This window comes from Nocardia sp. CA-084685 (genome assembly GCF_050955785.1).
Classification (GTDB): domain Bacteria; phylum Actinomycetota; class Actinomycetes; order Mycobacteriales; family Mycobacteriaceae; genus Nocardia.
This window is the reverse complement of sequence record NZ_CP192094.1, coordinates 1793535-1813691: the sequence shown is the minus strand read 5'-3', so window position 1 is coordinate 1813691 and position 20157 is coordinate 1793535. Positions and strand designations below refer to the sequence as shown.

The following is a 20157-nucleotide window of genomic DNA, read 5'->3' as shown; positions in this document are numbered from 1 at the left end:
GTCGCGGTGTCGAGCCTGCACTTCACTACGCTCGATTTAGCCGGGCCGCCACTCGAACGGGCTCGGGGCCTTGCGGACATCGCGGGTACGGCGCAGCAGACCGGGGCGACGAATGTGACCACCTATTGTCGGTCGTCATGAGTTCGCAAAGCAGCCGACAGTCATTCCGTAATGTGGCCTTGCCAGCATCACGAAGGTGAAGCAGACCCGACCGCGGCGTCATCTCTACGCCGCGGACTCGTCCGATTCGGCCGTAGATCGACGACGGTGAAAGGTGAGGGGTTCGTCGTGGTCACTTGGAGTGATCATTCGGGATCATCGTGCCGATACCCGCGATCAGGTTTCGCAATCACGTGGAAGATGGTGCGGTCCATCGATCAGGCCAGCCGCACCGCTCTCGACAACGGCGTCGTGCTCGAGCAGGGGGCTTTACGATGAACCTGCTCGTCGTCCGCTGACTGTCGCGCGATCATGCTGAACGAGTGCCAAGTCCATGTGCGGCGGCTCAGATTTCCCGACGGCGGCGCGGCCGTGGACTACCGGACCGCCGACGCGATCGCACACCGATTGGCCACCGACCTCACACGGCATGGCGTCACCGTCACCATCGACAACGAGGTACACGACAACCTCCCGACGCTGCCGAATACCGAGATATGGACCAATTGAGACGCACGCCGTCGCGACGGCGTACCGATCCCCCGGATCGAATCCGGTCCGCGATCCGAATCCTGATCATCGTGGCTTGCCTGTGCGCGTTCCCAGTGGCCGGCGCGGTCGCCATCCGCACCGCGGCCACCGCGGTCGACCGCATCGAAGCCAGCAATGCGACGAAATCCCTTGTCACCGCGACGGTCGCGGCCCAGCCCCGGGTGGTCGCCGCACAACGTGTGGCGGTAGCACGGGTCCGCTGGATCCGGGACGGGCGCTCCGGGGCCGCACTGGCACCGGTGACCACGACCGCAGTCCGCGGCGATATGGTCGAGGTCTGGCTCGGAGCTGACACCGCGCCCACAGCCCCACCCGCCGATCCGTCGGGAGCGCTATCGGCCGGTTTACGCGCCGCCGCGGCAGTACTGTTGGGCACCTGGGCCATGAGCGCACTAGCCACCTGGGCCACCGATCGGTGCCTGCGACATCATCACAACACCCAGCGCAAGACTTGGTAGCGACGATCGAACCTCACGCTCGACTGATCCGATACGCCGCCGGTCAGTTTCGATCCACGAGCGACCGCAGAAGCAGATCGGGGTTCCAGACTGGTGAGATCGCGTATTCAACTGTCGTGTGTTGTCGGGGTCCCGGACCGAACGGAATCCGGCGCTAATGCGGCGGTTCGGCGCGGGGTTGATGTCGGAACCAGACGTAAGCGATTGCGGCCGAGGCAATTTGCGGCGGGACCCGCCGGCGGCGAAACCCCTTGGCCCCGAATGACACCCGGCGGCCATGATGGCCGGCATGAGCCTCGTTCGGTCGAAATCCAGGGGCGGTGAGACCCAGTGGAATGGCATGCTGTTTCGGGTGACCGGTATGGAGGCAGGGGCCGCGGCTGTGCGGGCTGGTGCGGCATTGGTCCAACCGTCGAAGTCGTTGTGGCGGTGGTGGAAACCGCCTACCGACAGGGCATCGGTGGCGGCGTGGGCCGATGAGTTGGCTGCGGCGGTGCAGAGCGCGGAAAGGGACCTGCGCAAGGACCTCTGTAGTGGTCCGGTCGGGTTCATTCGTGTCGATTTCGCCTTCGCCGCAGTGTCGCAGTCGAGACCGGGTGAGGTGATCGAGTCGGCCGATGCGTCCGAGATCGCAACCTATTGCGAGTCGCTCGATCCGCCACCGCGGCGGTTGGTCATCCTCGGAGAGCCCGGTAGCGGCAAGACCGTCGCCGCGACCTATCTGGTGCAGGGACTGCTGAAAACACGATCGGGCATGGCCGATGGGATTCGCGCCGAACACCCGGTCCCGGTGCGCGTGAATGCCGCGGGATGGGACGGCACAGCTGATTTCTCCGGCTGGTTGATCACCCGGCTCGGCCTCGACTATCCGCAATTGCGTCCCGCACTGACACGGAAACTGGTGGAAGTGGGGTTGATCCTGCCCGTGATCGACGGCCTCGACGAGATGGACACCACCGACAGTCAGGGCAAATCGGCTCGCGCGCTGCTGGACCACCTCAACAACACCTGGCGTAGCGAGCCGGTCATCGTCGTGTGCCGCACCACCCTGTTCGAGCAACTGTGCCGCCAAGGCGAGGACAACGGACTGCACGCTGCCGCGACCGTCACCCTGCAACCGCTACTAGCCGACCAGGTCAGCGATCACCTCACCGGATATCGCGATGCCACCGGCACGACCAGCCAGTGCTGGTCGATGATCACCACCCACCTCGTCTCCGACCCGCACGGGCCGTTGGCGACCACGCTGGAAACTCCCTGGATGCTCGGCCTCGCCATCACCGCCCTGCGCCATGACCCGCGAACCGCCGACCAACTCATCGCCTGCGGCACTACCGACGCCGTCGATGACCTGCTGTTCGCCGCCCAGATCCCCGCAGCGGTCACCGGCCGCGAACCCAAAGACGAACACCGCGACTACACCAGTGACGACGTCCGAACCTGGCTGCAGTCACTGGCCACACACCTGGATCACCGCCGCAGCATCGGAGCAGATGGCACCGCCATCCGGCTCGACGAGATCTGGGAAATCGCAGGAACCACCCGATGCCGCGCCCTGCACGGACTCACCGTCGGCATCATCACCGCACTCGCGTTCGGGCTTCCGGTCGGGCTCTTGTCCGGACTCGCGTCCGGCGTCTGTGCAGGGCTAGCGTTCGGGGCCGGGTTCGGGCTCGCGTTCGGGGGCGCTCCCGAGTCCTCGAGGGCAAACCCAATCGTGTGGCGTGCCCCCGGACGATCCAGATGGCGCGGGCTTCCGTTCGGGCTTTCGATGGGGCTCGCGATCGGGCTTGTGGTCGGCCTCCCGGTCGGGGCCATAGCCGGGCTTCCGACCGGGCTTACGGCCGGACTCTTGTCCGGACTCATGTCCGGACTAGCGGCCGGGCTTACGGCCGGGCTCACGGTCGACGACGAGGAACGGTTACGTGTTGCGGTCGATGAAAGGCGATTGGTCCGCGATAGCGCCATCACCGCAGCCTTGGTCGCGCTTCCGTTCGGGCTTTCGATCGGGCTGGCGTTCGGGCTCGTGATCGGGCTCCGGTTCGGGCTCCCAGTCGGGCTTGCGATCGGGCTCGGGCTTGGGTTTGGGATCAGTCCTGCGGCTGGCCGGTTTCTCATCGCAACGCTGGTCTTCCGGTTCACCAAGGCGTTTCCGGCCCGGCCTGCGATATTCCTAGATTGGGCTCGACGCAAGGGCCTGCTACGAGTGAACGGCACTGCCTATCAGTTCCGACACGAAACCTATCGGCAATGGCTTCAGCGACAACCACCCCCACTAGCGCAACAGTAATTTCCGCAGACAAGAGGCGTACTCACGTGGTGGCCGGTGCCAGCCGCTGAGCATGTCCAGCAGATGCCCGCCCCTGTCGTCGCCGATGCCCTCGGCTATCACCACACCACCACAACGAAACTTGCAGCCGAGGCCGCGACCACCTGGAGCCGCTACGTCACCGCGCCCCGGTTCCGGTCACCCGCCGGTTGGAAACCGTCGACAACCCGCGACAGTTGAATACGCGAGTTCACCAGTCTGGAACCCCAGATCCCCGAAATCGACAGAAATGGGCACCTAACGCAACCCTGGGAACACTACCCAGCCACCGGTACGCCTTGAAGTGCGGTGAGGACCGCACGGTGGGTGAGCCAGCCGACGACGGTGTGGCCGTCGGTGTCGAGGACCGGGAGGCCGGTGCCTTCCGCGTCGGTGAGTACGTCGAGAGCTTCTGCGAGAGTGGAGATTTCGCTGATCTTGTGGGGGATGACAGCGAGGTCGGCGACGGTGGTGTCGGTGGACTCCGGGGCGGCGAGGTTTTCGGCGATGGCGCGGGCGGTGACGCAGCCGTGGTAGCGCTGGTCGGCGCCGATGACCGGCAGTATGCCGTTGGCCGACAACCAGATCGCGCGGCTCGCGTCCTCGATAGAGGTGTCGGCCGCGATCGGTTCGGGCATGAGTTCCATGACCGAGGCCACCGTGCGCCGGTCCAGCTGTGCGGTCGAACGACGGTGTGCCGCATCGAGATCGACGCCGCGGCGGGTGAGCTTGCGGGTGTAGATCGTGTCCTTGGACAGCACCCGGGATACCCCTGCGGCCACGACGATGGCGAGCATCAGCGGCAGGATGATGGTGGTGTACTCGCCGGTCAGCTCGAACAGGATGACGACGGCGGTGATCGCGGCGCGGGTTGCACCGGCGAAGGCCGCGCCCATCCCGATGAGCCCGTACATACCCGGCGCCGCGGTCGCGTCGGGAAACAACTGCCCGACCGTGATGCCGAATGCGGTTCCGCCCATCGCGCCGATGAACAGCGAGGGCGCGAACACCCCGCCGGAGCCGCCGATGCCGATGGTGAGACTGGTCGCGATCATCTTGCCGACCATCAGCACCACGAGCATCCACAGCACATATTCGCCGTCGATCGCACCGGCCAGCACCGGATAGCCGACGCCGTACATCTGCGGCAATACCAGCAGCACCGCACCGAGCAGCAGACCGCCGACGGCCGGGCGCAGCCATTGTGGGCCCCGCCAAGCCCAGTCGCAGAGATCTTCGATCAGATACAGCACCCGCGCGAAGCCGACCCCGACGGTGCCGATCACGATCCCCAGCGCGGCGAAGGCCAGATATTCCCAGCCCGATCGCAAGGTGAATTCGGGTAGGTCCATGAAGGGGTGGTTGCCGTACGCGGCGCGCCCGATCGCGCTCGCGGTCACGCTCGACAACACGACTGCTCCGAAGGATTCGGCCGCGAAGTCGCGCAGGATCAACTCCATAGCGAAGAACGGCCCGGCGATGGGCGCGTTGAACGTCGCCGCGATACCACCGGCGGCGCCGCACGCCACCAGGATCCGTAGCCGGTTCTCCGGCACGCGGGCGAGCCGGCCCAGGCTCGACCCCCACGCCGCGCCGATCTGGACGATCGGTCCCTCCCTGCCGACCGATCCGCCGCCACCGATACACAGCGCCGAAGCCAGCGCCTTGACGACGGTGACCTGCGGTGCGATCCGCCCGCCGCGTTCGGCGACGGCATACATCACCTCGGGCACCCCGTGGCCGCGCGCCTCAGGCGCGAACCGGGTGACCAGCGGACCATAGATCAGGCCCGCCACCACCGGCGCGAGCAGAACGAACCACGGCCCGAGCCACGGTACGAGCGGGTTGGCGGCGTGACCGGCGGCGGAGTAGTCGTCGTGGCCGGACAGGATTCGGGTGAATGTCGTGATCAGCCAGCGGAATACGATGCCGCCGAGGCCCGACCCGGCCCCGATGACCAGGGCAAGCAGCACCAGCCCACCGCGGCTTTCGCGCACCCACTCCCAGATCGGGATCCGCTCCGGAACCGGTAATGACCACCGCCGCCCACCGGCGGACGGGTGAGTCGCTGTCGTCATCGCATCCTCATCACACAAACCATTGCAGAGTGCAACAATTGTAATGGGTGCGAATGGGTTGCCGCTCGTCGGGAACCTCGACGGCCGAGTGTCGGCTACCGCCAGTCGATTACAGGTGGTAGCCCTCGATCTCGGCGGTAGTTGGTGATTCGCCACCGGCTGCGGTGAACGCCGTCAGCGCGCGTACCAGGCCGTGCCGGTCGGCGGCGGGCATGCGCTCGACCACGGCGGCGATCTCGGCGCGGCGGCGTGCGGTCACCGCGTCGACGATCTCACGCCCGCGAGTGGTCAGGTCCACCACCAACTCACGGCGCGAGTTCGGGTTCGGCTGCCGATCGATCAGCCCGGCCAGGACCAGGCGATCGACCATCCGGGTGGCGGTAGATGGCTGCACATTCAGAATCCCGGCCAGCGTCGCGAGGTTGGCCGGACCCCGGGTCGACAAGATCACCAGCGTGCGGAACTGCGGAATCGTGATCGTCTCGTCCACATGGGCGATCGATCGCGCGGATAACGCGACCAGCAGCCGCGACGCCGTCAATAGCGCGTCGGTGATCACATCGGCGGATTCCGGCACCACTACATCAACTCGACGCGTCATCGCCACTCTCCGTCCTTCCGGTTCTGCTACCCCAACCATCCTGCCCGCCATACCCGTCACAGGCAGCATCTGGCCTCGGTGCGCCGGTTCGATGCCCTCTATCCGGCACACAATCATGCAAATGACAACTGTTGCAGAGTGCGCTTGTCGGGTAGGGTCTGGCTCTCGTGGCGATAAGTGCGACAGGTGAATCCCGCCAGCAAGTGTTGCGGTGGGGGGTGATCACCGCGCTGGGTGTGATCGCGGGGTATGCGGCTGTGCTGCTTGCCAATCCGCGGCATTTCTATACCGACGACACCGAATCCCAATACGGTCCGATGTGGGTGATGCTCGGCAGGCAACTGCGGGAGGGACGGTTTCCCGCGCTGGTGCCGTGGGAGTGGATGTCGGGCAACTACTCCTTGGAAGAGGCCGGGCTCTACAACCCGCCCCAAATACTGGTGGATCTGTTCGCGCCGTCGGTGGACAACCTCGCGCTATACGTGACGGTGGTGAAGCTGATCTTCTCGATCATCGCCGCGCTCGGGGTGTTCCGGATCTGCCGGGTCTACGGGGCGCGGGCACCGTGGGCCGCAGTGGCGGGGGTGGCGTTCCCGCTGTCGGGGTGGTTTCTGTTCTTCGACGAGGCAAGTTGGGCGACTTCGCTCACCGGAACCGCGTGGATGCTGCACGCGTGGGCGTCGTCGGTCCGCTACGCGCGGGGTCGTAGCGGACCGATTCCGGTGTTCGTGTTCCTGTATCTAGCGATCTCGGTCCAATACGTCTTTCCGGCAGTGGAATCCGCGTTGATGATCACGGCGGTAGCGGTCGGGGAGGTCGTCTACCAACGGACATGGCGGCCATCGCTGCGGCTGCTCGCTGTCGCCGCCTGCGCCGGTTTCGCGGGGTTGGAGACCTACCTGCCGGGCCTGTTGTCCTCGGCGGTGACCTGGCGCGGCAACCAACGCATCCTCAACGAGGACTTTCTCAACGTGCCGTGGTCGGAGTCACTGAACGCGAGCCTGCCCAGCACCGTGCCCGCGTTCACCGGCTGGTGGGGCTATGTGCAGCCCCTGCCGATGGTCTACATCTCCTGGTTCCTGATTCCCCTGCTGGCCTTCATCGATTGGCGCGCGGTGCTGGCGTCGCTGCGCGAATACTCGGGCCTGATCCTGTTCGCGATCATGTTCTTGATGTGGACCGCCGGACCCGGCCGCATCGGCCCGCTGCGCTGGCCCGCCCGGGTACTGCCGATGCTCGCCGTCGGGCTACTGGTGCTGGTGTGCGTGTTACTCAGCCGCTACGGCACCTTCACCGATCTGCGCCGCCGCGGCATCGCCACCGCAGTCCTGATCGGACTGCTATTCGTCCGAACATTCAGTGCGGCACCACATCTGGTGATCCGCCATCTGGTCGCCGTCGTGGTCGTGGCCACCCTTGTCGTGGCATTCGTGTGGCTGGCTCGCACCCGGGGCATCGCGGTGGCCTGCGCGCTGGCCATTGTCGCGATGTTCCCGATCGCCTACGACCAGGTACGCGCCCAGTCACCGACACCGATGTCCTACCACTACCCCGAACGCCGCTCGGACATGAGCGCGGCCTTCCCGCATTTCGATGGTGTCACACTGCAACTGGCCGACCGCGCGCTGGTGCCGCCGCCGGATCAGCGCCTCACCGGAGCGTGGGGTTCACTGGCTTTCGGCAACTACGCCAAGAACATGGGCCTGGATTACGTCAACGCCTACACCCCGATCGGATACGCGGCATTCAGCAAGCTGCTGTGTATGGGCTGGGACGGCAGTACCTGCCCCGCCGCCTACCACGCCGCCTTCTCAACCGAATCCACCACCGGCCGCACGATCGTCGATCTGATGAAGGTGGATCGTGTTGTGCTGCAACGTGCCCAATACCCCGACGCCCGCAACCAACCCGCGCCGCCGGGTTGGAAGTGGGTCGACTACCCCGGGCACGAACGCTACATCTGGGTGCTCGAACGCGAAAACGGCCTGATCTCGACCCGCAACGGCCTCATCTCGGCCGCCGACGGCGTGACCGCCACCTCGACCGAACGAACAAGCCTCACCAGCCGGATACGGGTGACCTCGGCACAAGGCGGCCGCGTCGTCTTCGCCCGACTGGCGTGGCCCGGCTACCGCGCCACCCTCAACGGCCACGACACCGAGATCCACACGATCGCCGATACCTTCGCCGCCGTGGACATTCCACCCGGCACCCGCGACGGCGAACTGATCCTCACCTGGCGCCCCCCTGGCTGGAAAATCGGCATCACGACCGCACTGGCCGGACTCCTCGGACTCGGGCTCCTGCAATGGTGGTACCGGCGCCGCGCCCGCCCCGCGCCCGAACCACCGACCGACGCCCCACCCACCGACCTCCCCGACCCGGACTCCGAAATGCTGGCACCGGTCCTGACGTGACCGCGCTCAGGCACGCACGCGGTAGCGGGTTGCCATGCCCTCCATCATTTGATCATCGGCGTAGCAATGGAACTGCCACACACCGACGTTGTCCGGGCGCATATTCGCGGTGATCACCTGAGCGGGCAGCAGAACGACGACATCGGTGCGGTTCCCTTAACCAGCACTGAATCTCCGTGCCAGTGCGGGGTATACAGATCGGTCTCACTGTTCAGGCCCAGCAGATACCAGCGCACCTGCCCCTTCCGATAGTGATGGCGGGACGATCGGCGGCGGTACCGATGGGGTCATTGCCGAACAGGTAGCCGTTGATTGCGGATTTCGTGTTGCTGCCCTGCAACGCCGCGTCCGCGGGATCGAGGTGCCGACCACCGCCATAGCGGGCGATGTTCTCGACGAGATACGGACTCACGTTCTCGTCGAATTCGGTGAATAGGAAGAACAATTCGCGCTCGACATCGGTGGGACGGCCGTCGGCATGCGCACCGTCGCGGCGGGTGACCGTGATCGTGGTACAGCCACACCACCGAGGACGGATCGTCCGGACCGGGCCAGCGGGCACCGGCCAGGAATGGGTATGCGTGGCCCTGCGCCGATCTATTCGGCCCAGCCCTTCATCACATAAAAATTGCCTATGGCAACTATTGCATAGTGCCATCAACAGGGCGTAGTTTGGTCATACGCCCAAGGTGAACGACCAAGCGAGCGGGGAGAGGAGCGAGATGGTCACTTCGGCAGAGCAGGGCCGGGACACGCGCGCCCGATTGATGAGTGCGGCAACGCAGCTCGTCGCCGAGCGCGGGTGGGGTGCGGTGACGACCCGCATGGTGGCCGAGCGCGCCGGAGTGCGAGCGGGCGTGGTGCATTACCACTTTCCTACGGTTACCGATCTGTTGATCGATGCGTCGTTGCAGCTGGCGCGCGCCGAATACGACAAGGCGATGGTGGGGGTGCTCGCCTTGCCGGGGCCGGAGGCGATGCGGCAGTTGCTGCGCGCGATCGGCTCGTATTCCTCCACCGATCCGGCGACCGTCGCGATGAGCGAAATGATGCTGGCCGCGACGAGACACGAGCGACTGCGCGGCGAACTCGGCCGATTCGTTGCCGAAGCACGCACGGCCATGACGACATGGCTGCGCGAGCAGCAGGTGGTGACCGATCCCGAGGCCACCGCCGCGGTGCTGCTCGCGCTCATCGACGGCCTGATCCTGCACCGAATGATCGACCCCGCACTGAGCGGGATCGACGTGACCGGTCCACTGATGCGCGCGGCAGGCCTGGCCGACCACCCAGCGAGCAAAGGAACATCTCATGACCGAGCACGCAAAGGCGAGCACATCGACGAATAACTGGCCCCGAGGTGGTGTCACCCTGCGCGAGGTCAGCAAAACCTACGGCGAAGGTGGCGCCGCCGTACACGCCCTCACCGACATCGATCTCGATATCGGTCCGGGTAAACTGGTCGCGATCCTCGGCGCCAGCGGGTCGGGCAAGACCACACTGCTCAACCTCATCGGCGGCATCGAATCAGCCGATAGCGGGTCGATAACTGTTGCTGGACAAGATATTTCCGGGCAGCATCCAGCGCGACTCGGGGCGTTCCGGCGTGACCATATCGGGTTCGTCTTCCAGTTCTTCAACCTGATACCCAGTCTCACCGCTCGCGAGAATGTGGAAGTCATCGTCGAACTCACCGGACGCGGCAACCGGCGGCGGGTGCTCGAATTGCTGGATGCGGTCGACTTGACCGACCGCGCAGACCATTTCCCCGCACAGCTGTCCGGAGGGCAGCAACAGCGGGTGTCGATCGCCCGCGCGCTGGTGACCGATCCGGACCTGCTGCTGGCCGACGAACCGACCGGCGCGCTGGACGTGGCGACCGGGCGCGGTGTACTCGAACTACTGCAGCGCACCAGCCGAGCCGGGCGCGGCGTGGTGATGGTGACCCACAACGAGGTGGCCGCCGCAATCGCCGACCGGGTGATCCGGATGCGCGACGGGCACATCATCTCCAGCGACACCAACGCCCGCCCAGTCGACGCCGCGACCATCCGGTGGTGAGCCTGATGCACCTGCCATCGAATCCTATTCTGGCGCATAAGATCTGGCGCGACCTGCGCCGCCGCCCCGCGCAGGTCGCCGCGATCGCGGTCACTGTGCTGCTCGGGGTGCTGCTGTTCGTCGCCAGCTACGACTCCTTCCACAACCTCGAGACCTCATATCGGCAGACCTACGACCGCCTGCATCTTGCCGACTTCACCGCCACCGGCGGCGATCCGGCCGCCGTCGCCGCTGCCGCTCGCACGGCGGCGGGTGTCGATCGGGTCGCGGTGCGCACGCAGGCCGACGTGCCGCTGACCATCGACGGCACCAAGCTGGTCGGGCGCGTCACCGGACTGGCCGACGCCACCGCACCCAGCGTCGACGAGATCGACCTGACCTCAGGTCAACTGCCCGACCCGAGCCGTCCCGATGACGTCGTCGTCGAACACCACGCGGCCGAAACCTTCGGCCTGCGAGCCGGCTCCACCTTGCAAGTGTTCGACGGCCGGACCTGGCAGCCGGTGACCGTGTCCGGAATCGCGCGATCGGCTGAGTACCTGTGGCCGGCCCGCAATCGCCAGGAGCCACTCGGCGACCCGCACGCGTTCGCGGTGCTGTTCGCACCGCAGGCCCAGGCCCAGCGACTGGCCGGACAGCCGGGCCCGAACCAGACGATCATCGAAATGTCTCCCACCGCAACATCGTCGGAGTACGCGCAGATGTCGGATGTACTGCGCTCGGCGGGCGCCGGGGCAGTCGAGCCGCAGGCCGACCAAGCCTCCAACGCGACGCTACATGAGGATCTCAACGGCTTCTCCGAACTGGCTGTGGCCTTTCCGGCCATGTTCCTCATCGCCGCCGCGATCGCGGAATACGTGCTGATCACCCGGCTCGTGCACAGCGAGCACCCGATCATCGGCACCCTGCTGGCACTCGGCGCTCGCCAGCGCACCATGGTCGGCCACTACATCGGCTACGGTGTTGCGATCGCCGCGCTCGGCGCGGTACTCGGCGTGCTCGGGGGGTTCGTGGCGACCTCGGCGGTCACCGCCGCCTACACCAGCGCCATCGGCATACCGGATACCGTTGTCGCACATCGCATCCCGACCACCATCGCCGGATTCACGATCGGACTGCTCACCGGCGTACTCGCCGCACTCGCCCCCGCGATCGCGGCGGCCCGCACCGCACCGGCGGCCGCGATGCGCGGCGACGGTAGCGCACCGATCCGGGTCGGTCGGCTCACCCGAATGTCGGCGCACTGGCGAGGTGTGCCGGTCGTGGTGCGGATGGCGCTGCGATCGCTGACCAGGGGCCGCCGCCGCACCGTGGCGACCATGACCGGAACGGTGCTGGCGCTCACACTGATACTCGCCTCGGTCGGGATACTCACCAGCATGCGCAACCTGCTCGACATCCAGTTCGGACAAATCCAACGCGAGGATGCCACAGTGCTCACCACCGCCGAAACCGGACTGGCACAACAGCTGTCGGGCATCCCCGACATCGCAGCAGTCGAGCGGGCCCGCTTCACCCCGGTATCCGTCGCCGCAGGCGAGCACACCTACTCGACCACCCTGACCGGCCTGCAACCCGATACCACGATGCATGGCTTCCGCACCCCCGACGGTGGCACCCGCCAACTTCCGGCCGACGGGCTGCTCGCGGGCGCGCCGCTGGCCGATCGTCTCGGCATCGCCGTCGGCGACATGCTCACCGTGACACCAGCATTCGGCGCGCCGCGGCAGCTGCGGCTGGTCGGCCTGCTCGACGAACCGCTCGGCACCTTCCTCTACGCCAGCGAGCACACCGCCACCGAGGTGGCGGGCATCGGGAGGACCGGATACCTGCTCCGCTTCACCCCCGGTGCCGATCGAGATCGGCTTCGGGGCAAGATATCAACGCTCCCAGGCGTTATCGCCTACACCGACACTCACGCCCTCCAAGCCCAGATCAACAAATTCCTCGGCCTGTTCTGGATCTTCATCGTGGTCATGCTGATCCTCGGCGCGGTACTGGCCTTCACCGTCATCTACGTCACGATGACCGTGAACCTCGCCGAACGCACCACCGAACTGGCCACCCTGCGCGCGGCAGGGGTATCGGTGCGCAGACTCACCGCCGCACTGGCCACCGAAAACCTCGCCGCCACCTTGCTCGCGGTCCCGCTCGGACTGGTCGCGGGCATCCTGGCCGCCTGGGCGTTCGTGCGGTCGTTCAACAGCGACATGTTCGCTTTCCACCTCTCGCTCGGCCCGCTCCCGATCGTGCTGGCCGCTGTCGCGGTACTGGCCGCCGCGGGCTTGTCCCAACTACCCGCCACCCGCGCGGTCGACCGCATCGATATCGCCCACGTGGTTCGGGAACGCGCCCAATAACAGGAGAACGAAATGACCGAATCGAACGTCTTCACCAAGGTCGGCGCACGCGCACTACGCACCCGCTGGCTGGTCCGCGCGCCCATATGGCTCTACCGCTGCGGGCTCGGATTCCTCTTCGGCTCCCGACTACTGATGCTGCAGCACACCGGCCGCCGCACCGGCACACCGAGATACGTCGTTCTCGAAGTCGTCGACCGGCCCGCCCCCGACGAATACGTCATCGTCTCAGGCTTCGGCACCCAATCCCAGTGGTACCGCAACGTGCTCGCCGACCCCCAGATACACCTCTCGACCGGCACCAAACACAACATCGCCGCGACCGCGACACCCATGACCGACCAGGAATCCGCCCTCGCGCTCGAGCACTACGCCCACAACCACCCGAAAGCCTGGAACAAGCTACGCGCCACCATCGAACACGCCACCGGGTCGCCTGTTACCACCCTGCCCATGGTGTTGTTGCGAACCAGCTGCCGCTGAGCCGTCCCGGGCCGTGACGGCACGTACAGCCACTCACGTCCGCACCCCGCTGCTCACCGCCATGACCGAGCTGCCGCAGCAGGTACCGACAACGAATCCGATCTTGTTGTACGACAACGCTTTCAGGCACGATTGCCCGGATAACAGGGCGCTCCGTGCCGGTCCGGCAGAGCTGATTGCCAATCGCGAAGCGGAGAAAGCACAACTAACCAACACTGGGTAATATCCACGGAATTAGCGGATACGCCCCCTTCGGCTACTTCCTGACCAGGTGCTGTTGGTGCATGGTCCTACGACCCGCCCCAGGTAGAATCGGACCAGACGGTCATGCGTCGGCGGTACACCGTCCCGCCCGACTTAGCCACGGAGTGGAGATGAGCGCATGCGACGGTCTTGGTCTGCGGCGCTTGCATCGCAGCACCCGGGTGCTGTTGGTCACCGTCGCGGTGTTCGTCGTGTCGTTGCTGACCATTCCTCGCCTGGCCAGTGCCTATATTGCCTGGCTATGGTTCGGTGAGGTTGACTTCCGTGGCGTCTGGGGGCACCGTGCTGTTGACACGCCTGTCGCTATTCGACGTGGTGACGCTGTTCATCGGAGCCGTCGTTTTCGCGGCAGTGTGGTTCGCGTTCCGGTTTCGCCCTCTCTACTTTCCCGGCGCCGGAAAAGAAGAGAGTCTCCGGCCATATCGCGCGATGGTGATCCGGCGGCCGCTGCTATTCCAGCATCAAACCGCTGCCGTCCCACATCGAAGACCGGTTGACCGTACTCGCCAGCGACGAACAACCCCAGAAGCTGCACGCCGTCGTCGAATCACGATGACCATCGAGTCGACCGGCTGTGTCCGGCAGGAGTGTCGCAGCAGAGGCACGGCATATCGACGCGGCCACCCACAGCAACAGAGCACGGTCCCAATCGTGCGATTCCGATTCCGGTCCCGGACCGATCGCGGCGCTCCGGTGGTGTGGTACGACCTCATGCGGCTGGTTGCCCGCGTCCGACCGAAGCCGAACGCGGGCAGCGCGCAACCGATTCAACGCAAGTCGCGTCTGCGGAATGCGGCGATGCCGACAGCGAGCAGAGCGACAGCGATGGCGAGCAGCCACAGGATCGGCTGCGCGTCGAACTGCGAACCCGGAAGCTTCGGCGGATGGACGAATGGCACCAGATCCACGATGGCCTGCGGCAATCCGTCCAGCGAGCCGATCAGGAAGATCACGATCATGGCGCTGAGTACGCCCCAGGCTACCGGGGTGTAGCGGGGCGCGATCCCGTAGATGGCGACTGTGATCCCGGTCAGCACCCACACCGCGGGCAGTTGGACCGCCGCGGCGACGATCCCGTCACCGACGGTGTCGGCCAGGTCGCCTGCCATCATACCGTAGACGAAGCCGATCGCCGTCCCGGAGACCAGCAAGGCTACGGCAGGGCCGAGCAGAGCGATGGCGATGTGGCTGAGGGCGTATCGCTCCCGGCCGACGGCTCCGGCGAGCGTAGCCTCGGCTCGCTGGGTCGATTCCTCATCGTGCAGGCGCAGCGCGGCGGAGATGGAGTAGGCCGCGGCCGCGGCCGCGAGCATTGTGATCGCGTAGCTGATGAACGAATCCTGCAAGATGCTCGAGCCTCCCATGCGGTTGATCAGGTCACGGATCTGCGCACTGTCGTCGAGCATGTCGCCGACGCTGTCGATGGATCCGCCGATCAGCAGTCCGTAGAGCAGGAAACCGGTCGACCAGCCCAGCAGCGCGCCGCGCTGCAGACGCCACGCCAGCCCGACCGGGCCGGACAGGGCGGGCGCCGCGGCGGCCGGGCCGGGCCGGTCGGCGATCAGACCGGAGCCGGTGTCGCGCCCGCGCAACAGCCGATACGCGGCGAATGTGGTGAGTGCGGCGACCACGAGCAACGGGACAAGCACCCACCAGCGTTCCTGGGCGTAGGGCCTGATCTGCAGGCACCAGCCGAGCGGCGAGAACCAGGACAGCACACCGTTTCCGGCGTCACCGACCGCGCGCAGAGCGAAGGCTGTGGCCAGAGTTCCCAGAGCGATACCACGCGCGACCCGGGCACCCGTGCTGACCTGAGCGGCGACTGCGGCGACGCCGGCCCAGACCAGCCCCGAGGCGGCCAATGCCGCGCCCCATGCCAGCGAACCGGCGCCGGGTAGGTCATTGGCGTAGAGGGTGGCGGCACAGATAATTCCGGCAATGAGCGAGCCGACGCCGGTCATCAGCAGCGCCGCGCTGAGCCCGGCACAGCGGCCGATGCTGGTGGCCCCGACCAGTTCCGCGCGCCCGGTCTCTTCCTCGACTCGGGTGTGCCGGATCACCGTGAGGATCGCCGCGATGGCGATCATCGAGTACGTCGCACCGGCTTTCCAGGTGCCGATCGAGCCGAGTGCCGAGCTGAACACGGGACCGTACATGGCGATCAGCGCGGGACTGTCCGCTGTGGTCCTGGCCATAGTGTCGAGTTCGGCCGGGGTGTCGTAGAGCCCTTTGGCGCTGGCGACCTGGACCCCGGGCATCAGGGCGAGCATGAAGACCCAGAGCGGCAATACGATTCGGTCGCGGCGCAGGTAAAACCGCAGCAGCTGCCAGGTCCCCGCGAAGTCGGCTGATGCGCGCACGACGAGTGCGCCGTGCTGCCTGCCGATAGTTGCCATGCTCACGCCCGCACCTTCTCTGCACTGCTCGTGGGCTTCGTGCCTGCCGAGTTTCCGGGTTCGACCCCGTCGACGTGGTAATGGCGCAGGAACAACTCCTCCAGGGTGGGCGGGGCGCTGCTCAGGCTGCGCACTCCGATGTCGCCGAGCAGCCGGATCAACTCGCCGAGGTGTTCGCCCTCGACCTGGCAGCGTAGGGTCGAGCCGTCCAGTTCGATATCGTCCACACCGGCGATGCGATGCAGATCGCCTGGGTCGCCGAGCAATTCGGCGGTGATGGAGGTCCGCGACAGATGCCGCATACCCGACAGTGTGCCGCTTTCCACGGTGCGCCCGGCGCGGATGATGGTCACCCGGTCGCAGAGGGCCTCGACCTCGGAGAGGATGTGGCTCGACAGCAGCACGGTGGTGCCCCGGTCCTGGGCCTCTTTGACGCATTCACGGAAAACCTTCTCCATCAACGGATCCAGGCCCGAGGTTGGCTCGTCGAGCAAGAGCAGGTCGACATCGGAGGCCAGCGCGGAGATCAGTGCGACCTTCTGTCGGTTGCCTTTTGAATAGGTGCGTGCCTTCTTGCGCGGGTCCAGATCGAATCGCTCGATCAGTTCGGCGCGGCGCTCGGTGTTGATGCGGCCGCGCATCCTGGCGAGCAGGTCGATGGTCTCGCCGCCGGACAGCGACGGCCACAGCGTGACATCGCCTGGCACATAAGCGAGTTCGTGGTGCAGGGCGACCGCATCGGTCCACGGATCGCGGCCGAACAGTTCGGTACTGCCGCCGGTGGCGCGCAGGATGCCGAGGAGGATGCGGATGGTGGTCGACTTGCCCGCGCCGTTCGGGCCCAGGAAGCCGTGGATCTCGCCTGTGCTGACCGACAGGTTCAGCCCGTCGAGCGCGGTCACGTGGCCGAAAGATTTGCGGAGATCGTTGACGTGGATGACCTCGGACATCAGTGCTCCTAGTGACAGTGTCCACAAGTGTTGGGTCGGTTAGTAGGCCTTGGGTGTAGAACTCCAGGGCGGGAGGTGTGAGCTCATCGGTGATCGCACGGATGGCCTTGCCGAAGTCGAGTTGTTCGCCGTTTTCCTGGTGCAGTTGCACCTACAGCAGGGTCGCGCCGACATTGAGCGTCGTCAGGTACCTGGCGCCCGCCGCGGGATCGCGGCTGGGTTTGACTGTCCCCGCCTCGGCCGCCTGCTGGATGTACCTCTCAGCATCGGAAACCATGTGATCGAACAGCGATTTCGCCATCGGGCCGCCCGCCTGCAGGCTGCGCACCACAGAGGCGACCAATGGGCCGTACACCTCGATCTCGGCCAGCACGACGAGCATGTCCTTCGCGAAGTTCGGGGCGGTGATCGCCTTGACCTTCTCGTCGCGAATCAGCTGGAGTACTCGCTCACCGCAGGCTGCGCCCAGCCGTCCTTGGAGCCGAAATGGTGGTTCACCAAACCTGGGGATACGCGTGCCGCCGTAGCGATGACGCGGACTACGAACTGGAATCCGTGCTCGCCGAAGACCTCGATCGCGGCATCACGAATCCATGCCGCCGTTGTCAGATCAGCGGCGGATCCTTGCGGAACGGACTGTCGGCTAGACACATGTACAACATATTAAACGTGTGTTCAACCCGCCACAAGGGTTCGACAGGGGATGTCGCGTCAAGTGTTTGTCCGCGCGGTCGGTCAGCGCGAGCTGGCATCGGCCCCACCGTTCGTCTCCAGTCGCCTGGTTCGAACCGCTTGCGCGGCATGGCTTCCCGAAGGCTGGCTCGCCTCGAACGCGCGGATGGCCGACTCGACGGCGCCGATGCGGTCGGCCAGCAGGCCGCCTACTGAACGGGCCCCCGAAAGGCGATGCCGGTGGATTCTCGAGGCGGTGTCACCGCACTCGGCGCGGATGTGCCCCAGCGACACTGCCGGATGATTTCCAGGATGTGGATCGATTGACAGGAGCGTGGGGACATTCATACTGGGCGTAGGTGTACCTCGTACTCCTACGAGAGGGCTCAGAAATGATGACCATCGAACTGTTCGTCTCCGATGACACGATCTCCGCCGAGCGTTCAAAGGAATTGGCTTGTCGCGTACGGGATTCCCTGACGATTGGCGAAAGCGCCCCGGCTAGCGTGCTGGCGAGGGCGCAGGAGCTCACTCATGTCGTGGTGCACCGACCCCAGGCATGGGCGACCGGCGGCGAGGACGTGATCGCGAAGCCGCGGTATCTCGTGCGAGTGACCGTGCCAGGAACCTGCATCGGAAACGACTTCGGCGAGTATGCGATACCGACGCTGACCGGTGTGATCGGCGACTTCGACGGCAATCCGCAACGGCTGCATCGTAACCCACACTGCCTGATTCAGCTGATCGGGTTGCGCGAGGGCAATTTCGGCACTTGCGGGCGTGTCACTTTCAGCTCCGAAGTGACCAGGATGATTACCGAGGAGTACCGGGATTCCGGCGAAGCGGCCGCCACACCGGCGGTCGGCAGCGTCGATCCGGTGTGCGGAATGATCGTCGATCCAGCCACCGCCCGGTTCACGCTCACCACAACGGGATCGATTACGCGTTCTGTGCCTCGGTATGCCGGAAGGTTTTCGGCGAGGACCACGACATCACCGCGTGACCGTTCAACCGTCGGCCCATTCAGCACGCACCCCTCGCGGCAGTGCCCGAGATCCGAACGAAAATTCCTGATCGGTCGGAGAAACTGTTGGCGCATATCTCCCCCGGCACGCACCGAGAACATCCACTTCTTCGACGCGATCGAGGTCGACATCGATGACCGGCCACTGCGGGTGCGCGAGACCTGGTTCCGAGCAGCCATCGGGACGCGGGGACATCACCGACAGCCACTCCGACAAGACCCGCGAAGGCTGGGGCCAAGGCATCGCGAACGTGGTCACCGGCCTCTTCGGCGGCATGGGTGGCTGCGCCATGATCGGCCAAACCATGATCAACGTGAAGGTCTCCGGCGCCCGCACCCGCATCTCCACCTTCGTCGCGGGTGTGTTCCTGCTGATCCTGGTGGTCGGCCTGGGCGGGCTGGTCGCGCGGATCCCGATGGCCGCGCTGTTAGCGGTCATGATCATGGTTTCGGTGGGCACCATGGACGGCACTCCATCGCGCCGAAGACATTGCGGCGCATGCCGACGCCGAAATCACCGTCATGCTGGTGACCGTCGCGGTCACCGTCGCCACCCACAACCTCGCCTACGGCGTCATCGCCGGCGTGCTCACCGCCATGGTCGCCTTCGCCCACCGTGTCGCCCACTTCACGAGGTCGTCAAGGCCCACGAGTCCGACGCCGACCACGACGGCGATATCGACACCCGCGTCTACCAGGTGCGCGGAGAGCTGTTCTTCGCCTCCAGCAACGACCTGGTCTACCAGTTCGACTACCTCGGCGATCCGCACAATATCGTGATCGACATGTCCGACCCGCACATCTGGGACGCCTCCACCGTGGCCGCCCTCGACGCCATCACCACCAAATACGCCGCCAAAGGCAAACACGTGGAGATCATCGGGTTGAACCCGGCGTCCGAGGCCCGCCATGAGCGGTTGTCCGGACTTTGGCCGGTGCGCACTGACATGAGCACCGACACCGGCGGCTACCGGCAGATCGGGCAGGTAGCCGAGCGAAGCGAGTTGTCGCTGAAGACCATTCGCCACTACGACGAGGTCGGGCTGGTGCAACCCTCGGCACGATCGACCGGTGGATTCCGGCTCTACACCGCCGCCGATGTGGAGCGTCTGCTGGTGATCCGCCGCATGAAGCCGCTGGGGTTCACGTTGGCCGAGAGGAAGCAACTGCTCGACGCCGTCGACGTGCTCGATGACCAGACCGCGACCGCCCAGCAGCGGTCTGCGGCTCGGGTGGACCTGCTGGCCTTTCGGGACAAGGCCCGCGATAGGGCCGAGCGACTGCGGCAGCAGCTGGCCAACGCCGAGGAATTCACCGACCTGCTCACCGCGCGCACCTGTGCACCGTCGGCCTGATCGAGGTGGTCGTCATGGC

17 protein-coding genes and 3 pseudogenes are annotated in these 20157 nt (G+C 65.9%); 11 read left to right on the top strand and 9 right to left on the bottom strand.

The features are described 5' to 3' along the window. The first annotated feature begins 471 nt into the window (after positions 1 to 471). The 4 genes from ACQP2U_RS07910 to ACQP2U_RS07895 all read left to right on the top strand — a co-directional run bounded on the left by ACQP2U_RS07910 (position 472) and on the right by ACQP2U_RS07895 (position 3678). Positions 472 to 669: a hypothetical protein gene (locus tag ACQP2U_RS07910; protein WP_433714069.1), complete on the top strand. Its 198-nt coding sequence runs from the start codon at positions 472 to 474 to the stop codon at positions 667 to 669. Further along, on the top strand, positions 657 to 1169 hold the full coding sequence (locus ACQP2U_RS07905) for a hypothetical protein (protein WP_433714068.1): 513 nt from the start codon (positions 657 to 659) through the stop codon (positions 1167 to 1169). Before ACQP2U_RS07910 ends, ACQP2U_RS07905 begins: the two co-directional genes overlap by 13 nt. 289 nt (positions 1170 to 1458) lie before the next feature. After that, the gene (locus ACQP2U_RS07900; RefSeq protein ID WP_433714067.1) at positions 1459 to 3459 is read left to right on the top strand and encodes an NACHT domain-containing protein; all 2001 of its coding nucleotides are present in this window, start codon (positions 1459 to 1461) and stop codon (positions 3457 to 3459) included. A gap of 36 nt (positions 3460 to 3495) precedes the next feature. Further along, positions 3496 to 3678: a hypothetical protein gene (locus tag ACQP2U_RS07895; RefSeq protein WP_433714066.1), complete on the top strand. Its 183-nt coding sequence runs from the start codon at positions 3496 to 3498 to the stop codon at positions 3676 to 3678. Positions 3679 to 3755: 77 nt separating this feature from the next. Here ACQP2U_RS07895 and ACQP2U_RS07890 read toward each other — a convergent pair whose 3' ends face one another. Together ACQP2U_RS07890 and ACQP2U_RS07885 are read right to left on the bottom strand one after the other, a co-directional pair. After that, entirely contained in the window at positions 3756 to 5555 is a 1800-nt protein-coding gene (locus ACQP2U_RS07890) for a chloride channel protein (RefSeq protein ID WP_433714065.1), read from the bottom strand. A 109-nt stretch (positions 5556 to 5664) separates the two neighbouring features. Next, positions 5665 to 6156 (bottom strand): MarR family winged helix-turn-helix transcriptional regulator, encoded by a 492-nt coding sequence (locus ACQP2U_RS07885; protein ID WP_433714064.1) that lies wholly within the window; start codon positions 6154 to 6156, stop codon positions 5665 to 5667. A gap of 218 nt (positions 6157 to 6374) precedes the next feature. On the opposite strand from ACQP2U_RS07885, the gene ACQP2U_RS07880 reads away from it, so the two are divergent. Continuing rightward, on the top strand, positions 6375 to 8573 hold the full coding sequence (locus ACQP2U_RS07880; protein ID WP_433714063.1) for a hypothetical protein: 2199 nt from the start codon (positions 6375 to 6377) through the stop codon (positions 8571 to 8573). A 6-nt stretch (positions 8574 to 8579) separates the two neighbouring features. Here ACQP2U_RS07880 and ACQP2U_RS07875 read toward each other — a convergent pair. Further along, positions 8580 to 8711, bottom strand: a pseudogene (locus ACQP2U_RS07875) (multicopper oxidase domain-containing protein); the annotation flags it as partial. A 73-nt stretch (positions 8712 to 8784) separates the two neighbouring features. Then, positions 8785 to 9135: a hypothetical protein gene (locus ACQP2U_RS07870; RefSeq protein WP_433714062.1), complete on the bottom strand. Its 351-nt coding sequence runs from the start codon at positions 9133 to 9135 to the stop codon at positions 8785 to 8787. 160 nt (positions 9136 to 9295) lie between these two features. Between ACQP2U_RS07870 and ACQP2U_RS07865 the strand changes: the two genes are divergently transcribed. Genes ACQP2U_RS07865 through ACQP2U_RS07850 form a run of 4 tightly spaced genes read left to right on the top strand, consistent with a single transcriptional unit; the run spans position 9296 to position 13477 of the window. Further along, on the top strand, positions 9296 to 9922 hold the full coding sequence (locus ACQP2U_RS07865) for a TetR/AcrR family transcriptional regulator (RefSeq protein WP_433714061.1): 627 nt from the start codon (positions 9296 to 9298) through the stop codon (positions 9920 to 9922). Further along, complete coding sequence (locus tag ACQP2U_RS07860) at positions 9885 to 10634, top strand: ABC transporter ATP-binding protein (protein WP_433714060.1); 750 nt, start codon at positions 9885 to 9887, stop codon at positions 10632 to 10634. The genes ACQP2U_RS07865 and ACQP2U_RS07860 overlap by 38 nt, the downstream gene beginning before the upstream one ends. A 5-nt stretch (positions 10635 to 10639) precedes the next feature. Then, positions 10640 to 12994, top strand: coding sequence for an ABC transporter permease (locus ACQP2U_RS07855; protein WP_433716400.1), 2355 nt, complete (start codon positions 10640 to 10642; stop codon positions 12992 to 12994). A gap of 12 nt (positions 12995 to 13006) precedes the next feature. Then, positions 13007 to 13477 (top strand): nitroreductase family deazaflavin-dependent oxidoreductase, encoded by a 471-nt coding sequence (locus tag ACQP2U_RS07850; RefSeq protein WP_433714059.1) that lies wholly within the window; start codon positions 13007 to 13009, stop codon positions 13475 to 13477. A 1031-nt stretch (positions 13478 to 14508) separates the two neighbouring features. On the opposite strand, the gene ACQP2U_RS07845 is transcribed toward ACQP2U_RS07850, so the two are convergent. The 5 genes and pseudogenes from ACQP2U_RS07845 to ACQP2U_RS07825 form a co-directional block, all read right to left on the bottom strand. Beyond that, positions 14509 to 16137, bottom strand: a complete 1629-nt coding sequence (locus ACQP2U_RS07845; RefSeq protein WP_433716399.1) for an ABC transporter permease — start codon at positions 16135 to 16137, stop codon at positions 14509 to 14511. Positions 16138 to 16139: 2 nt separating this feature from the next. After that, positions 16140 to 17087, bottom strand: coding sequence for an ABC transporter ATP-binding protein (locus tag ACQP2U_RS07840; protein ID WP_433714058.1), 948 nt, complete (start codon positions 17085 to 17087; stop codon positions 16140 to 16142). A 97-nt stretch (positions 17088 to 17184) separates the two neighbouring features. Beyond that, positions 17185 to 17388, bottom strand: a pseudogene (locus ACQP2U_RS07835) (TetR/AcrR family transcriptional regulator); the annotation flags it as partial. 131 nt (positions 17389 to 17519) lie between these two features. Beyond that, positions 17520 to 17738, bottom strand: coding sequence for a TetR/AcrR family transcriptional regulator (locus ACQP2U_RS07830; protein WP_433714057.1), 219 nt, complete (start codon positions 17736 to 17738; stop codon positions 17520 to 17522). Positions 17739 to 18495: 757 nt separating this feature from the next. Continuing rightward, positions 18496 to 18747, bottom strand: coding sequence for a hypothetical protein (locus ACQP2U_RS07825; RefSeq protein WP_433714056.1), 252 nt, complete (start codon positions 18745 to 18747; stop codon positions 18496 to 18498). Positions 18748 to 18974: 227 nt separating this feature from the next. Here ACQP2U_RS07825 and ACQP2U_RS07820 point away from each other — a divergent pair. Both ACQP2U_RS07820 and ACQP2U_RS07815 read left to right on the top strand, forming a co-directional pair. Continuing rightward, positions 18975 to 19729, top strand: a pseudogene (locus tag ACQP2U_RS07820) (SulP family inorganic anion transporter); the annotation flags it as partial. Between the two features lies 1 nt (position 19730). After that, entirely contained in the window at positions 19731 to 20138 is a 408-nt protein-coding gene (locus tag ACQP2U_RS07815; RefSeq protein ID WP_433714055.1) for a MerR family transcriptional regulator, read from the top strand. Positions 20139 to 20157 lie beyond the last annotated feature (19 nt).